This window comes from Streptococcus vestibularis ATCC 49124 (assembly GCF_000188295.1).
In the GTDB taxonomy this organism is placed as follows: domain Bacteria; phylum Bacillota; class Bacilli; order Lactobacillales; family Streptococcaceae; genus Streptococcus; species Streptococcus vestibularis.
On the sequence record NZ_GL831112.1, the window covers coordinates 218,560 to 238,538 of the forward strand.

Annotated in this window: 19 protein-coding genes; 12 read left to right on the forward strand and 7 right to left on the reverse strand. The window is 41.0% G+C overall.

Annotated elements, in window-relative coordinates; genetic code table 11:
• Positions 1–415: 415 nt before the first annotated feature.
• Together HMPREF9425_RS01170 and HMPREF9425_RS01175 are read right to left on the reverse strand one after the other, a co-directional pair.
• Positions 416–643 (reverse strand): hypothetical protein, encoded by a 228-nt coding sequence (locus HMPREF9425_RS01170; protein WP_003093611.1) that lies wholly within the window; start codon positions 641–643, stop codon positions 416–418.
• A 67-nt stretch (positions 644–710) separates the two neighbouring features.
• Entirely contained in the window at positions 711–3,059 is a 2,349-nt protein-coding gene (locus HMPREF9425_RS01175) for an endonuclease MutS2 (protein WP_003093819.1), read from the reverse strand.
• Positions 3,060–3,233: 174 nt separating this feature from the next.
• Here HMPREF9425_RS01175 and polA point away from each other — a divergent pair, with 174 nt between their 5' ends.
• Positions 3,234–5,873 (forward strand): DNA polymerase I, encoded by a 2,640-nt coding sequence (gene polA / locus HMPREF9425_RS01180; RefSeq protein WP_003094257.1) that lies wholly within the window; start codon positions 3,234–3,236, stop codon positions 5,871–5,873.
• Between the two features lie 305 nt (positions 5,874–6,178).
• Here polA and mutY read toward each other — a convergent pair whose 3' ends face one another.
• Positions 6,179–7,330: an A/G-specific adenine glycosylase gene (mutY, locus tag HMPREF9425_RS01185; RefSeq protein ID WP_003096042.1), complete on the reverse strand. Its 1,152-nt coding sequence runs from the start codon at positions 7,328–7,330 to the stop codon at positions 6,179–6,181.
• Between the two features lie 1,195 nt (positions 7,331–8,525).
• Positions 8,526–9,479, reverse strand: a complete 954-nt coding sequence (locus HMPREF9425_RS01190) for a hypothetical protein (protein ID WP_003093427.1) — start codon at positions 9,477–9,479, stop codon at positions 8,526–8,528.
• A gap of 203 nt (positions 9,480–9,682) precedes the next feature.
• Here HMPREF9425_RS01190 and rpsF point away from each other — a divergent pair, with 203 nt between their 5' ends.
• The 3 genes from rpsF to rpsR are packed head-to-tail and all read left to right on the forward strand — an operon-like array spanning position 9,683 to position 10,784.
• Positions 9,683–9,973, forward strand: coding sequence for a 30S ribosomal protein S6 (rpsF, locus tag HMPREF9425_RS01195; protein ID WP_003093185.1), 291 nt, complete (start codon positions 9,683–9,685; stop codon positions 9,971–9,973).
• An 11-nt stretch (positions 9,974–9,984) separates the two neighbouring features.
• Positions 9,985–10,503: a single-stranded DNA-binding protein gene (locus tag HMPREF9425_RS01200; protein WP_002891844.1), complete on the forward strand. Its 519-nt coding sequence runs from the start codon at positions 9,985–9,987 to the stop codon at positions 10,501–10,503.
• 41 nt (positions 10,504–10,544) lie between these two features.
• The gene (gene rpsR / locus HMPREF9425_RS01205) at positions 10,545–10,784 is read left to right on the forward strand and encodes a 30S ribosomal protein S18 (RefSeq protein ID WP_000068665.1); all 240 of its coding nucleotides are present in this window, start codon (positions 10,545–10,547) and stop codon (positions 10,782–10,784) included.
• Positions 10,785–10,898: 114 nt separating this feature from the next.
• Here rpsR and HMPREF9425_RS01210 read toward each other — a convergent pair whose 3' ends face one another.
• The 3 genes from HMPREF9425_RS01210 to HMPREF9425_RS01220 all read right to left on the reverse strand — a co-directional run bounded on the left by HMPREF9425_RS01210 (position 10,899) and on the right by HMPREF9425_RS01220 (position 13,591).
• Positions 10,899–11,789, reverse strand: coding sequence for a DUF4300 family protein (locus HMPREF9425_RS01210; protein WP_037621277.1), 891 nt, complete (start codon positions 11,787–11,789; stop codon positions 10,899–10,901).
• 116 nt (positions 11,790–11,905) lie between these two features.
• Positions 11,906–12,577, reverse strand: a complete 672-nt coding sequence (locus tag HMPREF9425_RS01215; protein ID WP_003094516.1) for a DUF1129 domain-containing protein — start codon at positions 12,575–12,577, stop codon at positions 11,906–11,908.
• 69 nt (positions 12,578–12,646) lie between these two features.
• Complete coding sequence (locus HMPREF9425_RS01220; RefSeq protein WP_037611177.1) at positions 12,647–13,591, reverse strand: magnesium transporter CorA family protein; 945 nt, start codon at positions 13,589–13,591, stop codon at positions 12,647–12,649.
• A gap of 294 nt (positions 13,592–13,885) precedes the next feature.
• On the opposite strand from HMPREF9425_RS01220, the gene uvrA reads away from it, so the two are divergent.
• The 8 genes from uvrA (at position 13,886) to HMPREF9425_RS01250 (ending at position 19,968) form a co-directional block, all read left to right on the forward strand.
• Positions 13,886–16,711 carry an excinuclease ABC subunit UvrA gene (uvrA, locus tag HMPREF9425_RS01225; RefSeq protein ID WP_003094377.1) on the forward strand — a complete coding sequence of 942 codons (2,826 nt, stop codon included), beginning with the start codon at positions 13,886–13,888 and terminating at the stop codon, positions 16,709–16,711.
• Between the two features lie 94 nt (positions 16,712–16,805).
• Positions 16,806–17,048 (forward strand): DUF3923 family protein, encoded by a 243-nt coding sequence (locus HMPREF9425_RS01230; protein ID WP_003094026.1) that lies wholly within the window; start codon positions 16,806–16,808, stop codon positions 17,046–17,048.
• A 173-nt stretch (positions 17,049–17,221) separates the two neighbouring features.
• Positions 17,222–17,371, forward strand: a complete 150-nt coding sequence (locus HMPREF9425_RS09850; protein WP_003094533.1) for a hypothetical protein — start codon at positions 17,222–17,224, stop codon at positions 17,369–17,371.
• A gap of 439 nt (positions 17,372–17,810) precedes the next feature.
• Positions 17,811–17,945: a bacteriocin gene (locus HMPREF9425_RS09185; protein ID WP_003094349.1), complete on the forward strand. Its 135-nt coding sequence runs from the start codon at positions 17,811–17,813 to the stop codon at positions 17,943–17,945.
• Positions 17,946–17,982: 37 nt separating this feature from the next.
• Positions 17,983–18,132: a hypothetical protein gene (locus HMPREF9425_RS09855; RefSeq protein WP_003093496.1), complete on the forward strand. Its 150-nt coding sequence runs from the start codon at positions 17,983–17,985 to the stop codon at positions 18,130–18,132.
• A gap of 12 nt (positions 18,133–18,144) precedes the next feature.
• Positions 18,145–18,297, forward strand: coding sequence for a hypothetical protein (locus HMPREF9425_RS09860; RefSeq protein WP_164555397.1), 153 nt, complete (start codon positions 18,145–18,147; stop codon positions 18,295–18,297).
• 137 nt (positions 18,298–18,434) lie between these two features.
• The gene (locus HMPREF9425_RS10005; protein ID WP_003093340.1) at positions 18,435–19,256 is read left to right on the forward strand and encodes an ABC transporter ATP-binding protein; all 822 of its coding nucleotides are present in this window, start codon (positions 18,435–18,437) and stop codon (positions 19,254–19,256) included.
• The gene (locus tag HMPREF9425_RS01250; protein ID WP_003093593.1) at positions 19,246–19,968 is read left to right on the forward strand and encodes an ABC transporter permease; all 723 of its coding nucleotides are present in this window, start codon (positions 19,246–19,248) and stop codon (positions 19,966–19,968) included. Before HMPREF9425_RS10005 ends, HMPREF9425_RS01250 begins: the two co-directional genes overlap by 11 nt.
• The last annotated feature ends 11 nt before the right edge of the window (positions 19,969–19,979 follow it).

A 19,979-nucleotide genomic window follows, 5' to 3' on the forward strand; every position in this document is an offset into this window, starting at 1 on the left:
GGGGGCTAGTACCCAAAAACGATATTTGTTTTCATTATGAGAGTATCAATTAGCTGATACTCTCATAATGAAAACGTGTAAAAGTAAAAATGAAACTTAAAATATGAATAATAACCCTGCAATACAGAATGCATCGGAAAGTATCCAAGTTGCAACTGTAAATAGACCTAGTAAAATAGCCCAGATACATTTGAAAATATACCTATCACTGATATGATTTTTTCTGAGCAGTCTTTTTATGTGTATAGGTATTTTTATTATAGGAGGTATAGTTGTCATTATCGATTACTGATGGATTAGATGATTCATGGAGAACGACAAATTCACCATCTTTTTCAGCTTTTGCAACCTCTTTCCTAATCTTTTTCTTAATATATCATAATTACTAATGCTCTGAGATCTTTCTAAATACCTTTTAAAATTGAATTGAGTTGATTGCAACAACAATTGTAGCTGCAATACTTTCTGATACAGAAGCTAGTCCGCCAACATAAATCATACCTACCATTCCGTTATCGGTTAGTTGTGCATTCTGGTTTTTCTTTCCTTGGAAAAACTCAATTGCGCCTAAAAAGGCCCATCCTAGGCCACCAATAGAGACCAATGCGCCCATGGCAGTAATAATTTTTGTAACAACTTCCATTTTTATTATTTTTCCGTTGTCTTGCAAAAAAGACCGGACACAAAGTCTCAGTCTCTCTTAATTAGTTTTATCCCAAGGTTGCAATGGTGCATCCGGAACCACCGGCACTTTGTGGAGCATATTCAAAACTTTTAACATGACGATGACGGCGGAGATATTTAGTCACTGCGTCACGGATGACACCGGTACCAATACCGTGGATGATGTCCACCTGACTCATGTTGTTAAGTAGGGCTTGGTCAATAAAGGCATCAAGCTCTTGCATGGCTTCTTCGTAACGTTTCCCACGAAGGTCTAGACGGGCACGAGGACCACCAGATGCCTTCTTGGCTTTTTTAACTACGTTAATCTGTTTTTTCTTAGGCTGTTTCACCTCAGCTTGAGCACGAACCAGAGTGAATTCGTCTGCCTTGAGAGTCATCTTGATGAGACCGACCTGAGCTTCCCAGTTACCATTTTTGGCCTGACTGGTAAGAGTACCCCGTTGACCGTAGGCGGTAACGATGATATCGTCTCCGACACGAGGGGCACGCGTAGTCTTTTCTTTCTTGGCTTTACGAAGGACCTTATTCTTAGAGAGGTCCACTTGTGGGGCAAGTTTCTTGAGTTTTCCTTTGGCGTCGATAACTTCATGAGGCTTGAGTTGACTCTTATCATGGAGAGTTTTGAGAATACTATCGCTCTCAGCCAAAGCTGTATCCACCATATCTTGAATGTCTTTTTGAGCCTTTTCGAGTTCCTTGTCGTACTCATGGGAGAATTCGTTATAGAGTTTCTTGACCGCACGGTTGAATTTAAGGTTCTCTTGCTCAACGTCCTTGATGTGTTCCAGACGTTTTTGCGTTTCGACGGTTTGGGCTTCAAGTTGCTCGATGATACGGTTGACATCACTATCAGTATCCGTGAGGTTCTCTGCTTCCTTGACAATAATTTCATTCAATCCGAGGCGGCGAGCAATCTCAAAGGCATTAGAACGACCAGGAACCCCCTGCATAAAACGATAGGTAGGGCTTAAAGTCGCTGTGTCAAACTCCATGCTGGCATTTTCCACATGTTGCGTCTCAATTCCATAGGCCTTAAGCTCAGGATAGTGAGTGGTAGCCATGGTCTTAATCTGGCTCAAACGAAGGTGCTCTAGGATTGCCATGGCTAGACTAGCCCCCTCCTGAGGGTCAGTACCAGCCCCAAGCTCATCGACCAAGACAAGACTGTTGCTGTCGGCAGCGTCCAGAATCTCGACAATGTGCGTCATGTGACTAGAGAAAGTAGACAAGCTCTGTTCGATAGACTGTTCATCTCCGATGTCCGCAAAAATCTCTTGGAAAATGGCTACACGACTACCCTTATCAGCCAAAATTGGAAGGCCAGATTGAGCCATCAGTTGAGCTAGTCCTAGAGTTTTAAGCATGACCGTTTTACCACCGGTATTGGGACCTGTAATGACAATGGCTGTGAGGTCCTCATCAAAGTGTAAATCGTTGGCTACTGGATTGACCAAGAGCGGGTGACGAACGTTAAGCAGTTGGAGTGTTTGGTTGTCACTAATCTTTGGAATAACCGCCTTCTTATCTTGGAGATAGAGGTATTTTCCTCGAATGAAGTCCATGTGGCCCAAAATCCAAGCGTTGTTAGCAATTGCAGCAGCTTGTGGGCGTAGTTGATTAGACAGTTCATGCAGGATACGGGTCATCTCGTGGCGTTCGTCTGCACGTAATTGTGTAATTTCTTCGTTAAGCTGGATAACGGCGCGTGGCTCGATATAAACGGTATTTCCAGAGCTTGAGATGTCATGCACCACCCCAGCAATACGGTTACGGTAGGTATTTTTGACAGGAAGCACTGAACGACCATTACGACTAGCAATCAAACTCTCAGCCAACATGTGGCCAGATTTCTTGAGAATGTCTTGTAAGGTCTGGCGAATGGCATCATCGCAAGATTTAAGTTGACGACGGATATTTTGCAACTCTGGGCTAGCAAAATGCTCAATAAAACCACCGTCATTGATGCTCTGAAGACTGCCTTGTAGACTTGGAAAGGCTTCAATCTTTTCGAAAAGACGTTTTAGAGCGACGAGCTCAACATTTTCAAGGTCAGCGTAGAATCGACCAAGGTCAGCTGAAGCTTGCAAGACCTTCTTGATGGAAATGAGCTCCTGGATGTTGAGGTCAGCATCCAGTTCCAAGCGACGCAAGGACTCAGAAATATCTCTTAAGCTCCCAATGGCAAAGCTATGATGCTCTACGAAAATCTCAGACATTTCTTGGATTTCTGTAAATTGATTTTGAATTCTTTCTGGATTGGTCATAGGCACCAAGTCACGTAACTCCGCCTGAGCCTGCTCAGTCTGTAGGTATTCTGTGAACTGGTCCTTGACCTTGTTAAATTCTAATTGATCTAAAATCTTTGTGTTCATAATTCCTATTATAGCATATTTGACCATAGGACGTGGAGCTGGGAAATGCCTGAGGTCGTTTTATGAGCGGACTTTTGTCATCAGATGTTGAATAGCTATTTTTACAAAAGAGTCTCCCTAAAATAAGAGGATTTCAATTAAAACCAATGCTCCCATCTATGCTATAATAAACCTATGACTAATCAGAAAAAATTACTCCTAATTGACGGTTCATCCGTTGCCTTTCGTGCCTTTTTCGCACTTTATAATCAAATTGACCGTTTTCGTAACAATAATGGCCTTCATACTAATGCTATCTACGGTTTCCACCTCATGTTGGACAACCTACTTGAGCGTATTCAACCGACGCATGTCTTGGTAGCCTTTGATGCTGGAAAAACAACTTTCCGTACAGAGATGTTTGCGGACTATAAGGCTGGTCGTGCCAAGACTCCAGAGGAATTCCGTGAGCAGTTCCCTTATATCCGTGAGATGTTGGCTGCACGTGGTATCGCCTATTATGATCTGGCTCAGTACGAGGCAGACGACATTATCGGTACCTTGGCTAAGATGGCTGAAAATACCAGTGAGGACTATCAAATTACTGTTGTCTCTGGGGACAAGGACTTGATTCAGTTGACTGATGTCAATACCGTGGTTGAGATTTCGAAAAAGGGTGTGGCTGAGTTTGAGGCCTTCACACCTGACTACCTCATGGAGAAAATGGGTATTACCCCTGCGCAATTCATCGACCTCAAAGCCCTCATGGGTGATAAGTCCGATAATATTCCAGGAGTTACTAAGATTGGTGAAAAGACTGGTCTTAAGCTCCTTTTGGAACACGGTTCCCTTGAAGGTATCTACGACCATATTGACGAGATGAAGAAATCCAAGATGAAGGAAAATCTCATCAACGACAAGGAACAAGCTTTCCTTTCTAAAACTCTGGCGACCATTGATACCCATTCTCCTATTGAAATTGGCCTAGATGACACGGCCTTTACGGGACCTGACCTTGAAAAATTGGCAGCCTTTTATGATGAGATGGGTTTCGTTCAGTTCAAAAATGCTCTTGGCGGAGAGGCTATCCCACAGGATTTTGATGTGACCTATGCAGAGCCTAGCCAAGTAACAGCGGATCACTTTAGCTCTGACGATTTCTTCTATTTTGAAATCCTCGGTGACAATTATCATACAGAACCCATCATCGGTTTTGCTTGGGGAAATGAAAAGCAGATTTATGCGTCTACAGATACTGATCTACTCAAATCAGAAGCATTCCAAGCAGCTCTTTCTAAAGCTGTTAATATCTACGATTTCAAGCGTAGTAAGGTCCTTTTGAGCCATTTAGGGATTGACTTGCCGACGGCTAATTTTGATGCACGTCTGGCCAAGTATCTGCTCTCAACCGTTGAAGACAATGAATTGTCAACCATTGCCCGTCTCTATACGGACCTACCGTTAGAAACAGATGAAGTGGTCTATGGTAAGGGAGCTAAGCGTGCCGTTCCTGAAAAAGAGGTCTTGCTCAGCCACCTGGCTAAAAAAGTCAAGGTCCTTCAGGTTGCCAAACCGGTCATGCTAGAAAAGCTAGCTGAACACGGCCAATCAGAGCTTCTCTTTGACATGGAGTTACCACTGGCAAATGTGCTAGCCAAGATGGAGATCGCTGGTATTAAGGTCAAGGGACAAACCCTTAACGAGATGGCAGTGGAAAACCAAGTGGTCATTGACAAATTGACCCAAGAAATCTACGAGATGGCGGGCGAGGAGTTCAATATTAACTCGCCTAAACAGTTGGGTGTTATCCTCTTTGAAAAGATGGGTCTACCTTTGGAATACACTAAGAAAACCAAGACCGGTTACTCAACGGCTGTGGATGTCCTTGAACGTTTGGCACCGATTGCTCCAATCGTAGCTAAGATTTTGGAGTACCGCCAAATCACCAAGCTTCAGTCTACCTATGTCTTGGGGCTTCAGGATTATATCCTTGAGGATGGCAAGATCCATACCCGTTATGTGCAAGATTTAACACAGACAGGTCGCCTCTCATCAGTGGATCCAAACTTGCAAAATATCCCTGTTCGCTTGGAGCAAGGCCGTCTCATCCGTAAGGCCTTTGTCCCATCGACTGAGGATGCAGTGCTTTTAAGCTCGGATTACTCACAGATTGAGTTGCGCGTGTTGGCCCACATTTCGGGAGATGAGCATTTGATTGCTGCCTTTAAAGAGGGGGCAGATATCCATACCTCTACAGCCATGCGTGTCTTTGGTATTGAAAAGCCAGAGGATGTCACACCTAACGACCGTCGTAACGCAAAGGCTGTTAACTTCGGTATCGTTTATGGTATTTCTGACTTTGGTCTTTCTAACAACCTTGGCATTAGCCGTAAGAAGGCCAAGGAGTATATTGACACCTATTTTGAGCGTTACCCTGGTATTAAGGCTTATATGGATAATGTGGTTCGTGAGGCCAAGGATAAAGGATATGTAGAAACCCTCTTCCACCGCCGTCGTGAGTTGCCAGATATCAACTCTCGTAACTTCAACGTCCGCAACTTCGCAGAGCGTACAGCCATCAACTCACCTATCCAAGGAAGTGCCGCTGATATCCTCAAGATTGCTATGATTAACTTAGACAAGGCTTTGGTAGAAGGTGGCTATAAAACTAAGATGCTCCTTCAAGTGCATGATGAAATCGTCCTTGAGGTGCCAAACGATGAACTTGTAGCGATGGAAGCCTTGGTTAAAGAAACCATGGAAGCTGCAGTCGAACTCGCTGTCCCACTCATCGCAGATGAAAATGACGGCTGCACATGGTATGAGGCAAAGTAAAGCATGAAAGAAAATTTTCCATTTACCTATTTTCTCCTGTGTTATATGCTGGGATTTCTAGCCGTTATCCTAGGTATCGTGACAGTATTGGTGATTATCACCTACTTTATGACCAAGTAGGATATGGGTTTGTTGACTCTTTTTGATAGGCCAATTATATCCTATCTTAAAAAATATAAGGCAAGTAAACAGAGGAAAGATATTTACTGACTCTTATGATAGCACTATTATTTTGATTGGCTATGTTAAGGATCGTAGCCGTAAGTATGATAAACTTGGTGCATAAGAAAAAGGGTAGCGCTATGCTACCCTTTTTTGCTATCTTCATAAGTTTTAATCATTTTCTTCTGTGGTGTGGCCATTGGGAACTGGTTAAAGTCCTCAGCCGTTACCCAGCATAGCTCTTTATCGGTAGTAAGTTTGTTGTCATTGACGATTCCTTCCACCATCTCGATGGTCCATTTTTGGTGGCTGAAGGTATGTTTTACAGGTGTAAAATCATTGTTCGTCCACTCCGGTTTAAGGGAATAATTTTCTTCAAAAATAGCCTTTTGAGAGACTGTCTCAAGAATATAATCATCCTTTTCAAAAAGGCTGAGTTGTTGGCCAATAAAGTCTGTTTCCATGATAGGGAAGGACCAGAAACCACCTAGCAGACGCCCCTCTATATTTTTTTCTATAAGAAATTCACCCTTTGTATTTCTGATAATAAAAGCCTGAATTTGCATAGGTTTGGGCTTCTTCTTTGGCAATTTGATGGGGTATTTGTCATAGGTTCCATTGAGATAGGCTGCACAGAAAAAGCGAATAGGGCTTTCGTCGGGTCTTGGATTTTTGGCCGATTCGATATCGGTCCCAAGGTCCATAAGCGCCTGATTAAAGTCACCAGGACGGTCAGGGTCAATCAAAATGTCCATAATCGCTTGGAAAATCTTACGATTTTTAGGGTTTCCGATGTCATAGTTAACTTCAAAGAGGCGAGCCATGACTCGCATAACATTCCCATCAACAGCAGGTTCAGGGAGTTCAAAAGCGATGCTAGAAATAGCACCAGCAGTATAGGGGCCGATCCCCTTGAGCTTTGCAATATTGTCATAAGTATCTGGGAACTGACCAGCAAAGTCAGTCATGATTTGTTGTGCGGCCTTTTGCATGTTTCGGACACGTGAATAGTAACCTAGACCCTCCCAAGCTTTGAGGAGTTTTTCTTCTGGAGCCTCAGCCAAATCCTTAACTGTTGGGAACCAGTCTAAAAAGCGCTCATAATAGGGAATGACAGTCTGAACCTGGGTTTGTTGTAGCATGATTTCACTGACCCAGATATAGTAGGGATTTTTAGTTCTACGCCACGGTAGGTCTCGTTTTTCTCGATCGTACCAGTCCAGGAGGGTACGACGAAAAGATACGATTTTCTCAGAATCCCACATGACAATGCCGTATTCTTTTAAATCTAACATATCTCTATTGTAGCAAAGAAATCTTTTTTCAAAAAATCTTTCGTTTTCAAGAGAAAAAGATTGACAAAAGTAAGCGTTTACATTATACTAAGAGTGTAAAGAAGAGAAGGATTCATCAAGGAGGTAAAAGCCATGGTGAGAGTCAATATTGCAAGGTACAAAAACGGAGACTAAGGTCTCTAAACAAAACAGTAGGCAAAATAACTAACTTTACCAATCATCTCTGAGGAGCGTGGTCATATGACAGTAGGGCGTTACAAGAACGGAGATTAATTTAGTCGCATAAAATAGCTACAAGGGAGTGATACCACCAGAAGTCGAAAGCCAAACTCAAATCTGTTAACCTAAGAAAAAGTGAGGTAAAGCTCATGAGAAATGTTAGTAGGTATAAAAATGGAGACACTTAAGCAGTTGCGTAAAATAGCTTAAGGAGTGATACCAATGCCAAACAAGTGAACTATCGACAAAAGTTAAATGCTTAAATCTTGTAACAAAGTACCGAGGTGACGCTTATGTTGATGTTTGATGTAAGTCGTTATAAGAACGGCGATTAAAAATGTTGCATAAAATAGCTACAAGGGAGTGATACCACCAGAAATCGAAACCCAAACTCAAATCTGTTAACTTAAGAAAAAGTGAGGTAAAGCTCATGAGAAATGTTAGTAGGTATAAAAATGGAGACACTTGAGCTGTTGCGTAAAATAGCTTAGGGAGTGATACCGATGCCAAATGAGTAAACTGTCGACAAAAGTTTAATGCTGAAATCTTGTAACAAAGTACCGAGGTGACGCTTATGTTGATGTGATGTAAGTCGTTATAAGAACGGCGACAAGTAAACCTCATTGAGTGGTTAATGGGGAGATAGGTCTCAATCATACGAATCAGAGGTGATTGCTATGATGATGAATTTAGGACGTTATAAAAATGGAGATACTTTAAGTTATTTCGTAAAATAGCTTAGGGAGTGATACCAATGTAATAGAGAATTTACAATGCATAAAAGTCATTTATAAATTGATGGAGGTAATCTATGATTGCTAGGTATAAAAATGGAGACACACAATGACTCCTCCTTATGAAAATATTTTTTACAAAATTCCAAAAGGATGTTCTAATGACAATTGAAAAATATTAAAAGCTCATTCTAGCGTGTAAGAATGAGCTTTTTGATATGTTGAATTTAGCTAAAAGATACTTAATCCTTATTGTTTAACTGGACCTTTCGTAGGAGGGCCAGTCTTTTTTGTTCCTCTACTAGAGCCATAAAGATTTGGTACTGTTTTTGGAGATGTGGCAGGAAGCTCTTAGGAATCTTGCTATCAAAGCTTAGGTTGTTCAGAAATACGGGGGCGCTACTGTCTCTATAGATTTGTCCTTGGAAGAAGTACTTGTCGGTCACGATATCAATTGAGATACGTGATGAGCGCCATCGGCGTTTGCGCATGTACTTGGGTTTCCAACGAATCTTAAGTTGTTGGTCCTTGATATACCACCCCATGATGTCTATTCTAGCGGTCTGTTTCGTTTTGTCATCAAAGTAGGTTACTGGTACGCTTAAAACCTGCTGGCTTCTTGACGAGGTTAAGAAGGGATGAAAATCAGGAATGAAGTTGTAGTCCTTGCTAGACACTTCCGATATACCGTCTTCTTCTCGTATTTTGCCACGACTGGTGTACTTGAAGAAGTCATAATCCTTACCTTGTCTTTCTAGTCGACCAGCCTCTAATTGATATCTTGTCACCTGATCACCGATATTTTTAGTCGTCTTGAGGTAACGCATGATTTCTTCATTCTTGTAGTAAAGAGCGACGAGATTTTTTAGACGCTGACTAGGGTTCAGAGAGTGTAACTTGTCTGGAAAAGACAAGATTTGTATGCTATGAACAGAGGCCAAAGGGACAGCAGCGATACCTGATAAGAGCTTGTCTTGTTCAAAGAGGGAGACGGTATCAAAATGGCTGGTATGACCAAGCTGATGTCTTATGTCAACAACAAAAAGGTTATTGTCCTGTTTGAAAGTGATAATATAGGTATCACTAGAACCTAATTTTTTAAGGTTATATTCTAGGGAAATAATAGGAATATTATAGTAGTGGTTAAAGGTGGGAAGTCCTAGTTTTTCTCCTAATTTCTTTTTATGATAAAGCATTCTCTTATTTTAGCATGAAGTTTGACCGGAGAAAAGATAACGCATAGGGCTTAACTTTTTTCTGAGGGATTCAAATTTCTAACTCTTTACTTTTTCCTTGCATTATCCCTCAAACTTTGGTAGAATTATATCTTGTGAGTGCACCTCACTTACTCGTGGCGAAAGTCCATGAGTCATTAGACCAAAAGAGGAGGAAAATATCAATGGCTAAATACGAAATTCTTTATATCATTCGTCCAAACATTGAAGAAGAAGCTAAAAACGCTTTGGTAGCACGTTTCGATTCTATCTTGACTGACAACGGTGCAACTGTTGTTGAATCAAAAGATTGGGAAAAACGTCGTCTTGCATACGAAATCCAAGATTTCCGTGAAGGACTTTACCACGTTGTTAACGTTGAAGCAAACGACGATGCAGCTCTTAACGAGTTCGACCGTCTTTCAAAAATCAACGGCGACATTCTTCGTCACATGATCGTTAAACTTGACGCGTAAGAAGGTAAATTATGATTAATAATGTCGTACTCGTTGGTCGCATGACCCGTGATGCGGAACTTCGTTATACACCAAGTAACGTTGCTGTTGCAACATTCAGCCTTGCGGTTAACCGTAACTTCAAGGGTGCTAATGGTGAACGTGAAACTGACTTTATTAACTGTGTTATCTGGCGCCAGCAAGCTGAAAATTTGGCTAACTGGGCTAAGAAAGGTGCATTGATTGGAATTACAGGTCGTATTCAGACTCGTAACTATGAAAATCAACAGGGTCAACGTGTTTACGTAACTGAAGTTGTCGCTGATAATTTCCAAATGTTGGAAAGCCGTGCGGCACGTGAAGGTCACAGTGGTGGTTCTTACAACGCTGGAGGATTTGATAATTCAAATTCATTCGGTGGAGGAGCTTCAACTGGTGGTTCATTTGGTGGATCACAACCTGCACAATCTACACCAAACTTCGGTCGTGACGAGAGTCCATTTGGTAATTCAAATCCAATGGATATTTCAGATGACGATCTCCCATTCTAAGAATGGACAAAACGAATTAAATATATAAAGGAGAAATAAACATGGCTCAACAACGTCGTGGCGGATTCAAACGCCGTAAAAAAGTTGATTACATCGCAGCTAACAAAATCGAATATGTTGATTACAAAGATACTGAGCTTCTTAGCCGTTTCGTTTCAGAACGTGGTAAAATTCTTCCACGTCGTGTAACAGGAACTTCAGCTAAAAACCAACGTAAAGTAACAACAGCGATTAAACGCGCTCGCGTTATGGCACTTATGCCTTACGTAAACGAAGACTAAAAATAATACCCTCGGCTGAGGGTATTTTTTTCTGCCTAGATTTTGTAGGCCTTTGTCATTTTTAGGCTTGTGTGCTGAGTTTAATTTTATGTTTTAGGGGAAAAGAGAAACCAACTAGTCTTCTCTTTTATCTTGAGGGGCTAGTTGGTTGTTTTGTGGTATATAGAGGGTGTTTTTTAAGAAATCATCAAATTTTTGGTCGTTAACGAGGATATCGACATTGTCTTTGAAAACCTTGAAACGATTGCCTAACCAGTGTGTTTTGATGTCGACCCAATTGTTGAAACAACTCCAGCGGTAAGGAAGTGTTGGATCTTGTTTTTCAAAAATATAGATACTACCATCTTTTTCGTAAGCTATAGCTGTGTGGAAGTTACTAACATCACCAGGGCTATTTTGAAAGACGGAGAGGAGTTTTACATTTTCTGGAAACTTGAGTCCGGCTTCTTTCCAAGCTTTCAGGAGTTCATCTGTAGATTGGTAGCTGATATTATCCCCAAAGAGAAGGCTGTAGAGGGCTTGATCTTTGGCATTTAGCTCTTTGTGGCGTGACTTGAGATCACGAAATTCATTTTGAAGAGGGAGGTCTAATTTAGTAAGGTCCTCTGAGCTTGTAATAAGGTTATGAAGGAGCAGGAAGGATGTTCGTCGGCAGTTTAAATCATCAGTAAAGTGCGATTTGTTATCTTCGAAAGTTTTTTCATTAAGGAAGGTGACAAATTGGTTTTGGTCTTTGCCGATTTTACTTTGGGTCCATTTTTTGACAACAGGTTGAAGGTTTGTATTTTCCTGATTGTAACGACTAATATAAGGGGCTAGATTGTTCCAGTCTTTTGTTGGAATACCCTTGCTTTTTAAGGCTTTTGCTAGCTGCTTTTCCTGAGTGGAAGTTGTCACATTGTTAAAACTATAGTAAGCTTGATAGTTTTTCTGAGTATTCTTGTTGCCACAAGCCATAAGTAATAGGCAGCAAGCAATGATTAGTAGAGAAAATTTGATACGCATCTATTGGAATTCTTTCTTTTGTCTATTAACCTTAACATTTTAGTATAGAATAGCCAACTGTGTCAAGATTTCTGACGTAAAAAAGCACCCATAAGGGTGCTTGAGGTTGAGGTTGATTAAGATGCAGGTGCGTAAGTACTTTGAACGTTGTAGTGACGTTTGAAGAAGTATTTGGCAACACCAGCGATGACACCAATAGTAAGGATCACAATTGGTGAAAGACCAGGGTTGAGGTAGCTTGGAAGAAGGGCTGTAAGACTAAAGAGAGCGAACCATGCAATAAAAGAGAGTGTGATGACGGTCATGCTGAACCACCATTTTGGACGTTCTTCTTTTGGTTTGTTATTGTGACGGTAGATGTAGTGATAAGGAGTGTACATAGCTAGACCACCGATGAATGATACGGATAGAAGAGTTGTGAGGCCGTAGCTTGTTTGCGTACCAGAGAAACCAAAGACTGCGTTCATGATGGCAACAATGGCGAGAAGGAAAAGTGAGGTATCAAGCCACATCTTCCAAGGTGTTTTGTCTGTTTCTGGGACTTCTTTGCTGGTTTTGTCTGAGTTAGGTTGTGGATGTTTTTCAGGAGAGAAACTAGCTGCCCAGACCGTTGGAGCACCAAGAAGACTGCGTCCTGTGATTCCTTTTTTCTGATTTTCAAGGAGTTCAGGAATGACATTACCAAGGATGTCTTTGATTTCTTGGTCTGACTTACCGTCTTTGATAAGCTGATTGGTTGCGATGTGGATGAATTCTTGGTTTTTCTTGGTGAGTTTTTGGATGTCCATGAGATGACCTTTCGATAAATAGTATTAATTTTTTAGTTTAGCAGTTTAGGGAAAAGAAGAGGTTCTATGTTAGAACCATTTTTTTCTGATAAAGTAGATAACAACGCAGGATGACCCGAAGGCTGCGATGAAGAAGATGACCCAAAAGGCGTTATCTAAATCGTTTAGTGGCATAGAATTGTTTTTAAAGTTCATACCGTAAGCGGAGAAGATAACGGTCGGGATGTCCAGAGCCATCGTCATAAGAGCCAGTGTTTTCATGATAGTGTTCTGGTTATTACCGATGATAGAGGCAGAAGTTTCGGCCATGGCATTCAAGACATTTTCATAGATGCCTGCCATTTCGATGGCCTGTTGGGTTTCGACCAAGGTGTCTTCCAATAGATCCTCGTCCTCGATATATTTCTTCAAGCTAGAGGCGTTACCTGTTAGCTTTTTGACAATTCGTTCATTCATCTTAAGTGAGGCTTTTAGATAGACAATGGATTTTTCCAATTCCATCATGTCAATCAAGTGCTCGTTTTTAGTCGCATTTTCCAACTGAGCTTCCAATTTATCACTCTGACGGTCGATAGAACGTAGGGCGGTTAGGTAAAGTTGGGCATTGCGGTAAAGGATCTGAAAGACGAAGCGTGTCTTCATGAAGGTGTAGAAGTTACGCACACGGTGGTTTAGGAAGTTATCCATGAGACTAATGTCCTCAAGACAGGTAGTAACAACCACCTCATCGGTAACGATGATACCCAATGGAATAGTGACGTAGTAGCTTTTGTTATTACGCTCTTCCTGGGTTGGAACGTCGACCAGAATCAAGGTGTAGTCATCTTCGACATCGATACGTGAAGTTTCTTCCACGTCCAGAGGGGCGCGGAGGTCTTGAATATCAATGTTAAACCGTTCTGCGACCTTCATGGCTTCTTCTTGGGAAGGGTTCACCAAATGAATCCAAGCACCAGGCTCGAATGTTTCAATTTCTTTGAATTCTTTTCCGGTGGATAAGAACATTTGTTTCAATGGGAACCCCTCCTTTATCATTAAGTAAGTGCTAGCATCTTGATTATAAAAGGATTTTTACAATCGCTTTTAAGTCTAATTAGCACTACTCTTAGCTTTTTTGGTGCTGTCAAAAGAGGCTTGGGATGATGTTCCTTGCCTTTTTTAGACACTTCACCATTATACTACATTTGAAACATTTTTTGGCTGGATAAATTGAAATTTTGTTATAATTATGAGAGAAAGTCGGGATGGATTTTCCATCCGTCTGTAGGAAGGAGTGGCAGTTGCTTTAGGGCTAGGCCTCTTAAAAATATGCAAGATAAGTTAGTGATTCACGGAGCAAGAGCTCACAATTTAAAAAATATCGATGTGGAGATTCCGCGTGATAAACTGGTGGTGGTGACGGGCTTGTCAGGTTCTGGGAAGTCTTCCTTGGCCTTTGATACCATCTATGCAGAGGGGCAACGTCGTTATGTTGAAAGTCTCTCGGCTTATGCCCGCCAGTTTTTGGGAAATATGGAGAAACCTGATGTGGACTCGATTGATGGTTTGAGTCCTGCCATCTCCATTGACCAGAAAACAACAAGTAAAAACCCTCGTTCGACGGTCGGAACGGCAACAGAAATTAATGACTATCTTCGTCTCCTGTATGCGCGTGTGGGTGTCCCTTATTGTCCTAATGGTCATGGAGCCATTCAGTCGTCCTCTGTGGAACAGATTGTGGATGAGGTTCTAGCTCTTCCTGAGCGTACGCGTATGCAGATTTTAGCTCCGATTGTTCGTCGTAGAAAAGGGCAACACAAGGCCGTTTTTGAACGTGTACAAAAGGATGGTTATGTTCGTGTTCGTGTAGATGGTGAGATTTACGATGTTACAGAAGTGCCAGAGTTGTCTAAGTCTAAGATGCACAACATAGAGGTTGTTGTGGACCGCTTGGTCAATAAGGATGGTATCCGTAGTCGTCTCTTTGATTCAGTCGAGGCGGCGCTACGTTTAGCGGATGGCTACTTGATTGTGGACACTATGGATGATAATGAGCTGCTTTACTCAGAACATTATTCTTGTCCGGTTTGTGGCTTCACAGTTCCTGAGTTGGAGCCTCGTCTTTTTTCATTTAATGCCCCATTTGGCTCTTGTCCGACCTGTGATGGTTTGGGCAATAAACTGGAAGTTGATATGGATTTGGTCATTCCTGATGCTAGTAAGACCTTGCGTGAAGGTGCGCTGGCGCCTTGGAACCCTATTTCGTCCAACTATTATCCAGCCATGCTTGAGCAAGCCATGGATCAGTTTGGCGTGGATATGGATACGCCATTTGAAAAACTGAAAAAAGAAGAGCAGGATTTGGTTCTTTATGGTTCAGGAGATCGTGAATTCCATTTTCATTATGTTAATGATTTTGGTGGGGTGCGTGATATTGACATTCCTTTTGAAGGGGTTGTGACTAATATCAATCGTCGCTACCACGAGACCAATAGTGATTTCACTCGCAATGTCATGCGGGGTTATATGAATGAGCTGTCATGTCCAACTTGTCATGGCTATCGTCTTAACGAAGCGGCACTCTCGGTTCGTGTTGGTGGTGAGAATGGCCTCAATATTGGTCAAATCTCTGATCTGTCTATTTCAGACCATCTTCAGGAAATAGATCGTCTTGAATTGGGTGAAAATGAAAGAGTGATCGCTCGTCCAATTGTTAAGGAAATCAAGGACCGCTTGACTTTCCTAAATAATGTAGGTCTTAATTATTTGACCCTCTCTCGTATGGCTGGAACCCTTTCAGGTGGTGAGAGTCAGCGTATCCGTTTGGCAACACAGATTGGCTCTAACCTTTCTGGAGTCTTATATGTTTTGGATGAGCCTTCTATAGGGCTTCATCAGCGTGACAATGATCGCTTGATATCAAGTCTTAAAAAGATGCGTGACCTTGGCAATACCTTAATTGTGGTGGAGCATGATGAAGATACCATGCGTGAGGCTGACTGGCTTATCGATGTGGGGCCTGGTGCTGGTGCTTTTGGTGGTCAAATCATGGCCTCAGGAACCCCAGAGGAAGTGGCTAAGAATAAGAAATCAATCACTGGTCAATATCTGTCAGGTGCTAAATCAATTCCTGTACCGACGGAACGTCGTGTAGGTAATGGTCGTTTTATCGAGGTCATAGGAGCTAGTGAGAATAACTTGAAGAATGTCTCTGTCAAGTTTCCACTTGGAAAGTTGATTGCAGTCACAGGTGTTTCTGGTTCGGGAAAATCGACTTTGGTTAACGGAATTCTCAAGAAAAAAATTGCCCAAGAGCTCAATCGCAATAGTGAGAAACCTGGTAAACACAAATCAGTGACAGGAATCGAGCATATCGAGCGTTTGATCGATATTGACCAAAGTCCAATTGGTCGTACACCTCGTTCTAATCCAGCGACTTATACGGGCGTCTTTGACGATATTCGTGATCTGTTTGCCCAAACTAATGAGGCCAAGATCCGAGGTTATAAGAAGGGGCGTTTCTCTTTCAATGTCAAGGGTGGCCGTTGTGAAGCCTGCTCTGGTGATGGTATTATCAAGATTGAGATGCACTTTTTGCCGGATGTTTATGTGCCTTGTGAGGTTTGCCATGGCACACGCTATAATTCTGAGACCCTAGAGGTTCGTTATAAGGGGAAAAATATAGCGGAGATTCTGGATATGACAGTTGATGACGCAGTTGACTTCTTTGCGGCTATTCCTAAGATTGCCCGTAAAGTGCAGACAATCAAGGATGTGGGGCTTGGGTATGTGACCTTGGGACAACCAGCAACAACCCTCTCAGGTGGTGAAGCTCAACGTATGAAGCTGGCTAGTGAGTTGCACAAACGCTCTACTGGGAAGTCTTTCTATATTCTGGATGAACCGACGACTGGTCTCCATACAGATGACATTGCACGTCTTTTGAAGGTGCTTCAGCGTTTTGCGGACGATGGAAACACTGTTCTCGTGATTGAGCACAATCTGGATGTTATCAAGACCGCAGACCATATCATCGATTTGGGTCCTGAAGGCGGTGTCGGTGGAGGTACTATCGTTGCTACAGGGACTCCAGAAGAGGTAGCAGCCGTTCCAGAAAGCTACACAGGACGATATTTGAAAGAAAAATTGACATAAAGTAAAAAGACTCTTTGAGTCTTTTTTTGCTTTAGGTTGGTTTAAGTTGAGCTTGCTATTCTATGGTTAGGAAAAAACATACAGGAGTCAGACTATGGTTAAAAAGCGTTTTTTCATAGGCTTTAATGGTATTCTTCTAGCCCTATTTCTAGATATTTGTCTTTTGATTAGCATCCGTACAGTGGATCATCATGGTCGTTTTCAATCAACAACGGATAAATCGCAAACCTTACTTTACGTTTCAGGAGTTTATGTTAGTTTTCTCCTTTTTGAAGTGATATTTTATCTTATTCTGAAACACCGTAGAAATAAACAAGTTTTGGAACAGGTCTTATAGAGGCTTGGATTTTTGTGTTCAGTGATAGTGACATTTATGTCACTATTGTTTTGAAAAGAGAGAACTTATAATGATCTTATACCCAAACCAACTAGGTCTCCAAGACGACTAAATCTTGTATAGTCCAGGTGGTTATTGCTGTATTTATTTTTGAAAAGAAAGGAGAAATAAGAATGCGAACTAAGGCATATGGTGAAGAGCTCAATGCTGAAACCTTAGAAAATGTTACAGGGGGTGGTTTTGTAGCTAGACCTCAAACCTTGCCTGAACGATTGGGTTGGAACAAATGGTGGTTGAAAAGAAGCCCTCCTTATGGCGATTAGAAGTTACCATGAGTACCAAATATGGGAAAGAGAAATATGGATAAACAGAAGAATAATCTTATTAGAAGTTTAAGCATTGTTATCGTGATCGTCTGGCTATTTATTGTGATGATAAATGCTACGCTAAGTTTCAACGAAGGCGTTGCCTTTATTGACCATTGTTTCGTCTGGTCAACACTTTCGCTAGCTTTTTCTTTGTTTGCGCTTAGGGTGGCGAGTAAGGATAAGGAGAAATGATTTTCTCTGTTGATTACTATAGTCTCAGGTTGAGTTTATTTGCTTAGCCTTTTCTTTTTGCCTTTAATGCTATGGAATGGTGACATTTATGTCACTTTTTTTATCTTGTTAAGCTCTTATAATGAAGTCATAGATTGGACTTAGTAGCTAAGAGCTGCTGAGAGAGCTAACCTTAGAATTTTATTTAGAAAGGAGCTTTGTAATGTTAGAAGAAAAACAATTATTTACGGTGTTGTCCAATGATGATTTAGAGCAAATCAGTGGTGGTTTCAATCCAGTTAAATATGGTAAGTACGTTATTAACGAATTTGTAAAAGGTTTTCATCATGCGTGGTAGGTAGTCGAAGTCAATGAAATAAAGAATAGGAGAGAACATGAAAAATGCATTTCAAAAAATTGATATTAAAGATTTAGTAATTGTAGTTGGTGGAAGTATTGATTCATCTGTAGGATATGGAGTCGGAGTAGTTACTCACACGGTTTATGATTTTGGTCGTGGATTTGTAGATGGATTTAGAGGTTAAGGGAAAATGTATATGGATACAATGATGATGGATAAATTTGATTCTTTAACCTTTGATAAGCTTTCTGAAATTGTTGGGGGAAATGTAGCATATGACATTGGTTATGGAGTTGGACAAGTAAGTTATATTGCAGTTGAGATTTTAAAACTGAGAAAAATAAGATAGCAGGTTATTAAATAACTCTTATTTTCATGAGAGTCAAAAAGAATAAACGTTATAAGTTATCATCGTTCAGGTGAACTAATCACTTGGATGTTAAAGATTTATATTAGAAATATATTTAAACAAAGAAAGGTAGAAAGATGACAGTGCTAGCGGTGAAAGGCTTAACCTATAGTTTTGGAAAGCAAACCGTTTTGGATAATATCTCGTTTACGTTAGAGAAGGGGGATATTGCCGGTTTGATTGGTAATAATGGTGCAGGGAAGACGACCCTGATGAAACTAGTTTCAGGTATTTTGGCAGGACCCAAGGATATTATTGACTTAAAAACAAGAACTGTAGGAGCCTTGATTGAAGCTCCGGCTCTATATCCTAACATGACTGTTGAAGCTAATCTTAAATTCTATTGTAAATTGTACAGTAAAGATTACGCATTGATTGACCGTTATAAGGACGAGTTGGAGGTGGCAGCCTATCTTAAACGCAAGGCTTCCAAATTGTCTTTGGGAATGAAGCAACGTGTGGGGTTGTTTATCGCCTTAATTGCTTCAGATGAACTTATCCTTCTTGATGAGCCTACAAATGGTCTGGATCCTAATGGAATCAACAGTCTTCTCACATTAATTAAAAAGTTAGCGAAAAATCATGGTCTAACCTTTATTATCTCGAGTCATATCTTGTCTAATCTTGAGCAGGTTTGTACGAAAAACTATTTGTTGAGGAATCATAAGCTGATTTACTTAGATGATAGTGATAATGTTAAATACAAGATTTATACTGAGGATTTAAGTTTGAAGTCATTGATGTCTCTGCTCAAATTAAATGGTCTACCTTTTGAACGACAAAAGCATGATATCTTAGTCAAAGGATTAGCAGCTGTTAAGCAGGTTATGGATAGGGAGGGGATTCCTTTTACTTATGAAAAAGAAGGATTAAGTGAGGTGCTATTCAATGAAAAGTAAATTGAGAACCGTATTTTTACAGCAGGAATGTGTGACGAGGAGTGTCTTTATTTGTCTCGGATTGGTAGCCTTGATTGGTGCAATTGTAATCTTATGTGATGGCTATAGGGGAGATTACCTTGGTCCATCTGCGATTGTTGCCAGTTATTCTTTTATCGTGGATATCGTCTTTGTTTATTTAGCAGTATCTAGTCTTGGACGAGAATTTCAGAATCGAACAATTAATATGATTCGGGTGTCTTCCTTATCTGGATGCGAGGTTATTCTTCGAAAACTCTTAAGTTTCCTTGTGTTGTCTATAGTTGCTGCTACTATTTTGGTTTTGGAGTTGGCCTTCTACAAGTATTCTGTGCAACATGTCGATTTTCCTTTGTGGGATTATATCAGAGGCATCTATATTGATTTTCTACTCTATGGAGCCTTTATTTATATGGTTTCCTCCTTACTTGTATTGTTTGTAAAAAGTACCTTGACAGCCTTTGTAATGACCTATTTTGGTGTAACAGGAATGACTTTCTTTACGCTCTATTTGGCTAGTTTAGGGGATACCATAACTAAGTTGATGACTTATGTGCCATTTAGCTTTATGCGAGCAGTCTTTACTAGCGGTCAACAGTTCTTCAGTCTTCGCGAAGCCTTTGTTTTGTTTGCTTGGACTTTGGTTTTGCTCCTCTTTGCGCCAACTATCTACGAAAAGCGAGCCTATGTGTAGTGCTTATAAAG

Coding starts and splice junctions, on each gene's coding strand:
- HMPREF9425_RS01230 (WP_003094026.1), top strand. CDS start 16,806: ATGGTTAAAAAGCGTTTTTTCATAGGCTTTAATGGTATTCTTCTAGCC.
- HMPREF9425_RS09860 (WP_164555397.1), top strand. CDS start 18,145: ATGGATACAATGATGATGGATAAATTTGATTCTTTAACCTTTGATAAG.
- HMPREF9425_RS09855 (WP_003093496.1), top strand. CDS start 17,983: ATGAAAAATGCATTTCAAAAAATTGATATTAAAGATTTAGTAATTGTA.
- polA (WP_003094257.1), top strand. CDS start 3,234: ATGACTAATCAGAAAAAATTACTCCTAATTGACGGTTCATCCGTTGCC.
- HMPREF9425_RS01200 (WP_002891844.1), top strand. CDS start 9,985: ATGATTAATAATGTCGTACTCGTTGGTCGCATGACCCGTGATGCGGAA.
- mutY (WP_003096042.1), bottom strand. CDS start 7,330: ATGTTAGATTTAAAAGAATACGGCATTGTCATGTGGGATTCTGAGAAA.
- rpsF (WP_003093185.1), top strand. CDS start 9,683: ATGGCTAAATACGAAATTCTTTATATCATTCGTCCAAACATTGAAGAA.
- HMPREF9425_RS09850 (WP_003094533.1), top strand. CDS start 17,222: ATGCGAACTAAGGCATATGGTGAAGAGCTCAATGCTGAAACCTTAGAA.
- HMPREF9425_RS01190 (WP_003093427.1), bottom strand. CDS start 9,479: ATGCTTTATCATAAAAAGAAATTAGGAGAAAAACTAGGACTTCCCACC.
- HMPREF9425_RS10005 (WP_003093340.1), top strand. CDS start 18,435: ATGACAGTGCTAGCGGTGAAAGGCTTAACCTATAGTTTTGGAAAGCAA.
- HMPREF9425_RS01210 (WP_037621277.1), bottom strand. CDS start 11,789: ATGCGTATCAAATTTTCTCTACTAATCATTGCTTGCTGCCTATTACTT.
- HMPREF9425_RS01215 (WP_003094516.1), bottom strand. CDS start 12,577: ATGGACATCCAAAAACTCACCAAGAAAAACCAAGAATTCATCCACATC.
- rpsR (WP_000068665.1), top strand. CDS start 10,545: ATGGCTCAACAACGTCGTGGCGGATTCAAACGCCGTAAAAAAGTTGAT.
- HMPREF9425_RS01170 (WP_003093611.1), bottom strand. CDS start 643: ATGGAAGTTGTTACAAAAATTATTACTGCCATGGGCGCATTGGTCTCT.
- HMPREF9425_RS09185 (WP_003094349.1), top strand. CDS start 17,811: ATGTTAGAAGAAAAACAATTATTTACGGTGTTGTCCAATGATGATTTA.
- HMPREF9425_RS01250 (WP_003093593.1), top strand. CDS start 19,246: ATGAAAAGTAAATTGAGAACCGTATTTTTACAGCAGGAATGTGTGACG.
- uvrA (WP_003094377.1), top strand. CDS start 13,886: ATGCAAGATAAGTTAGTGATTCACGGAGCAAGAGCTCACAATTTAAAA.
- HMPREF9425_RS01175 (WP_003093819.1), bottom strand. CDS start 3,059: ATGAACACAAAGATTTTAGATCAATTAGAATTTAACAAGGTCAAGGAC.